This window comes from Pseudonocardia sp. (assembly GCF_029263155.1).
Lineage (GTDB): Bacteria > Actinomycetota > Actinomycetes > Mycobacteriales > Pseudonocardiaceae > Pseudonocardia.
This window is the reverse complement of the sequence record NZ_JAJCYB010000093.1, coordinates 1-4,186: the sequence shown is the minus strand read 5'-3', so window position 1 is coordinate 4,186 and position 4,186 is coordinate 1. Positions and strand designations below refer to the sequence as shown.

Here is a 4,186-nt window from a genome sequence, read left to right as displayed (position 1 = left end):
CAACCCCTCCCCGGACCTCGACCGCGCCGACACCGACGCGTCCGGTTCGCGAACCCAAGGCCCGACCTGACAGCATCACGGCAGCCCCACCAACGAGTTCCCAGCAGTCGCCCCTTCGGTTTTCGCGAACTCTCCAGCTTTCCCGAACCACCTGGGAGCCGAAGATCCCACTGCGAGCCTGCGCATCCAGATCAGCAGCGCGAAGGTGCCGGCCAGCAGGGTGGCCATGATGAGCTGCCCGAGCGGGCTCCCGTACGGAGCAGCGAAACCGGGAACCAGGGCCAGCATCGCGAGCACCCCGCCCTGGATGAGGAGCAGCATCCGGATGGACTGGCGCGCTTCGGCGCGCTCCGCCTCGATGTCGCGACGGGCGCGCACGTCCCGGGACACGCCGTCGGCGAGTTGGCGCAGGACGCGGGCCACACCGCTGCTCTGCTGGTGCAGCGCCAGTCCGAGCGCGGCCGCGACCGAGTCACCGACCGGGTCGTCGATGTCGTCGGCGAACTCCCGGACCGCGTCCAGCGGAGTGCCGTGCCCGGATCGGAGCCGTTCGGCCAGCTGCTGCACCGGGCCCGCTATCTGCGGCGGAGCGTGATCAGAGGTGAGGGTGATCGCTTGCGCGAGGCCGATCGCTCCGCCGCCTGTCAGCGTGTCGGCCATTCGGCGACACCACGTGGACAGCGCATCGATCTTGCTGATCTGGTCCTGCGCCGCGCGCGCCGAACCGAGCAACCACGGCGACCAGGCCCCGATGCCGGCCAATGCGGCCCCGGCGGCCGGCCAGCCAGTGATCATCCACACCAGCAGGCCCGCGACGATCCACCCGGCGATCCGCCAGCGGTGTTGCCTCCGCTCCGTTCCCGGGATCTGTGTTGCCCGCAGCAGTGTCCACAGTGGGTTCTGCCGACGGCGCGCTCGCGACCCGGCTGCGGGACGGTCGGGGTCCGGGCCGGCGATCATGACCGTCAAGCCGGCCACGACAAGCGCTCCGGATGCCGCCACCAGCCAGGTCGTCGGACTCAGTTCCACGGCGTCCTCCTCACGTGAACCGGCGACGTCGCGCGGTGCTCGCCGGTGAGAAACCCGATGTCGATGCCGGCTTCGTGGAAGGGCCACCGAATCTGCGGGGCCATCCGGAAGACCGCGCCCGGATCGCCGGACTCCGGGTCCTCGGCGAAGATGCGGTTCATGGCGACCTTGCCGTTCTCGTTCACGTCGGTGACCTCGGCGATCTCGGCGACGAACCGGCGGCGTCCCTCGGATCCGGGATGGGCGGTGTGGCGCATGTGCACGACGAAGTCGATGCCCTGCGCCGCGAGGCGGGTCACGAAGGTGTCCGACCAGCCCTGGCCGGCCGCCTTGAGCGCGGCGGTGACAAGACGTTCGATGGCGTCGGCCGCGGACCCGGCGTGCAGCGTGCACATCGACCCGGGCATTCCGGCGTTCATCGCCTCCAGCATCGGCAGCGCCTCGGCGCCGCGGACCTCACCGACGATGACCCGGGTGACGGACATGCGAAGGGTCTGGTGCAGGAGTTCGGACAGCGTGATCTCCCCGGCCCGTTGCCCGGTGGCGGCGTCGATCTCGGTGGATCCGGGACGGGTCTCCAACGCCACCAGCAACGGTGATGCGCCGGGCAGCCGGTGCAGGGCCAGTTCGTACTCGGTCTCCAGCGTGGCGATGCGTTCCCCGGCCGGGATCTCCTTCGCGAGCGCGCGCACCAGGGTGGTCTTGCCGCAGGCGGGTGCTCCGGTCACGAGCAGGCTGCACCGGGCTCCCACGAGCGCGGCCAGGAACCGTGCGGCGTGCTCGGTGAGCGTGCCGAGCCGGACCAGGTCGGACAGGCCGACGTCGAGCAGGCGGTGACGGCGGATGGTCACGACCGGGTGCGGCACGACGTCGCGCATCGCCGCGAGTCGCGACCCGTCGGGCAGCTGCAGGTTCAGGCACGGCTGCGCCGGAGAGAACGCTCGTTCCGACGCGCCGTGGTGTGCCGCGATGAACTGCAACTGCTGGATGAGATCGTCGTCGGAATCCGCAATCGGTTCCGCGGCACGTCGCAGCGATCCGTCCGCCATGCGCAGCATCGGCCGGTCGGCGCCGACGATGTGGATGTCCTCGACGTCGTGGAGGTCGAGGAGCTGCTGCAACCGCCCGAGCCCCCAGACGGTGTTCTCCACCGCGCGCAGGACGGCGACCTCGGTGAATCGGTCGAGCTGCGGCTCCCCGTCGGTCATCCGTCGCCGCGACTCGACCGCCAGCTCGTCCTCGACCCAGGACCGCAGAAGCTCCCGCTGATCAGTGGCCTTGAGGCCGTCCCGGCGTGCATCGGAACCCATACGGTGCAACACCGCCGTCCGAATCGTGTTCACGAGTCGTCGGTCGGCGACGGCCGTCGCACCCTCCCTCATCGCAGCACCCTGCCGTTGAGCCCGGCGCCCGGCCGCGACGATGCCGCGCCGCGGCACTCCGTCGCCCGCTCGGCCAGCGCTCTGGCGAGGGCACCGGCCGCGCGCTGCAGTCGGGACCGCTGAAAGCCACGGCCGGTGGGTGCACCGTCGCTCCACACGCTCGCGGCCACCGGGTCACACGGCAGCGTCCCGGCAACCTCGGTCTGGCAACCGCCGGCGATCTCCTCGGCGGTGTAGGGCATGTCGGGGCCGATGATCACCAGCGTGACCGGACCGTGCCCGTGGTTCGCCTCACCGGCTGTCCCCAGCTCACGACGAATGAGCGGCAGCGTCCGCGCGGCGGCGCGCACGACCCGCAGCGACGAACCAGCAACCAGGACGACGAGGTCACTGCGGCGCAGCACCGCCGACACCGAATGGTCGAGAACGAATCGACCGCAGTCGGCCAGGATGTCCGCCCCGGGCACATCGACCAAATGGCTCCCGACCAGGTCCCACGGGACGTTCGCCGCCTGGCCCGGGGCCCCGAAGCCGGCGAGCACCGGTGGGCTGTGCGGAGCGGGCCGAACGACATGCCGGCCCATCGCCGCGTGCAGGCTCTCGTTGCGAGCCTCGACGAGCAGTTCGACGATCCCGTGCCGCGCGGGATGCCTGCCTCCGCCCAGCCCGGCCAGGATGTCGCCACCCTGCGGATCGAGGTCCACGGCGATCGCGGCACGTGGCCATCGCGCGGCGAGCGCGAGCACCGAGGTGGTGACGCCCGGACTGCCCTTGGCGGAGAGGAAGGAGATCAGCATCGGTCACCGCCGCTCGACCAGGACGAGTACGGCTCGTCCCGCCTCCGCCAGTCGGGCAACGCGAGGTGCGTCGACGTCGGACACCAGGAGATCGACGGTCCGCCGGCTACCCACGTCGACCGGGCCGGTGCGCAGGACGCTCGCATCGACCCCCGACCCGCTGCTCTCGCCGGCGTCGACGACCAGTACCTGATCCCGCGGTGCCAGCGGCGTGACCGGAACCTGGCCCGGCTCCACGGCCACTCCCACGATCGCCTGCCCCGGGCCCGGCAAACGATCCGCGGTCACGGCGTCGCGGGTCATGATCTGGCCGGGCAGCAGATCGGTCACCGCGTACCGGCCGACGATCTCGGCCGAGCGCTCCCATTCGACGAGGGCCAGCTCCGACCCGGTCGGCAGCAGGATCTGGCGGAGATCCTGCTCGGTGACCTGTTGGCCGAACGGGACGGTCCGGGCGATGCCGATCGCTGGCACGCGGTCCCCGAACTGCTGGAACACGACCACACTGCCCACCGCCCCCAGCACCGTCAGCAATGCACCGATCGACAACCGTCGTGCCCGGCCTCGGCGCCGAATGTCCGTCGGCGTTCCGTTCGTGATCGGCGATCCGCTCGCTGTGGTGCTGCCACGTGTCGCGTTCCCTGTCGTCACGATCCACCTCCGGAAACGAGAACCTGAATCTCGCCGACCGACACGCTGGTGTCGGCGGAAACCCGTACCGTCTGCTGCCCGGAGACCGGCGCGCCGCCGGAGATCCCGACCCAGCCGACCTGCCAGACGATCGTTGCCACGACCGGCCAGCGTCCCGATCCACCGGTCCGTTCGGGCAGCGACCGCAGCTCTGGCGACGTCGGATATTGGAACTGTCTGAATGCCCTGTCTCATGACGTGGTCCCCCGGCGGCTGACGTCGGCGGCGTAGGTGGTCCAGTCTCCGGCGCTGGCGCGCTGCCAGGTGACTGCGACGTCGATGTGGATG

5 protein-coding genes are annotated in these 4,186 nt (G+C 70.9%); all 5 read right to left on the bottom strand.

Features of this window, described 5'->3' with window-relative positions:
* Positions 1 to 75: 75 nt before the first annotated feature.
* The 5 genes from Q1K26_RS19060 to Q1K26_RS19040 all read right to left on the bottom strand — a co-directional run bounded on the left by Q1K26_RS19060 (position 76) and on the right by Q1K26_RS19040 (position 3,999).
* Positions 76 to 1,029: a type II secretion system F family protein gene (locus Q1K26_RS19060; RefSeq protein ID WP_300014643.1), complete on the bottom strand. Its 954-nt coding sequence runs from the start codon at positions 1,027 to 1,029 to the stop codon at positions 76 to 78.
* Positions 1,020 to 2,339 (bottom strand): ATPase, T2SS/T4P/T4SS family, encoded by a 1,320-nt coding sequence (locus Q1K26_RS19055; protein WP_300014640.1) that lies wholly within the window; start codon positions 2,337 to 2,339, stop codon positions 1,020 to 1,022. The genes Q1K26_RS19060 and Q1K26_RS19055 overlap by 10 nt, the downstream gene beginning before the upstream one ends.
* A gap of 68 nt (positions 2,340 to 2,407) precedes the next feature.
* The gene (locus tag Q1K26_RS19050) at positions 2,408 to 3,208 is read right to left on the bottom strand and encodes a hypothetical protein (protein ID WP_300014637.1); all 801 of its coding nucleotides are present in this window, start codon (positions 3,206 to 3,208) and stop codon (positions 2,408 to 2,410) included.
* A 3-nt stretch (positions 3,209 to 3,211) separates the two neighbouring features.
* The gene (locus Q1K26_RS19045; protein ID WP_300014635.1) at positions 3,212 to 3,757 is read right to left on the bottom strand and encodes a hypothetical protein; all 546 of its coding nucleotides are present in this window, start codon (positions 3,755 to 3,757) and stop codon (positions 3,212 to 3,214) included.
* 98 nt (positions 3,758 to 3,855) lie between these two features.
* A complete protein-coding gene (locus Q1K26_RS19040; protein ID WP_300014631.1) occupies positions 3,856 to 3,999 on the bottom strand; it encodes a hypothetical protein in 144 nt (47 codons plus the stop codon).
* Positions 4,000 to 4,186 lie beyond the last annotated feature (187 nt).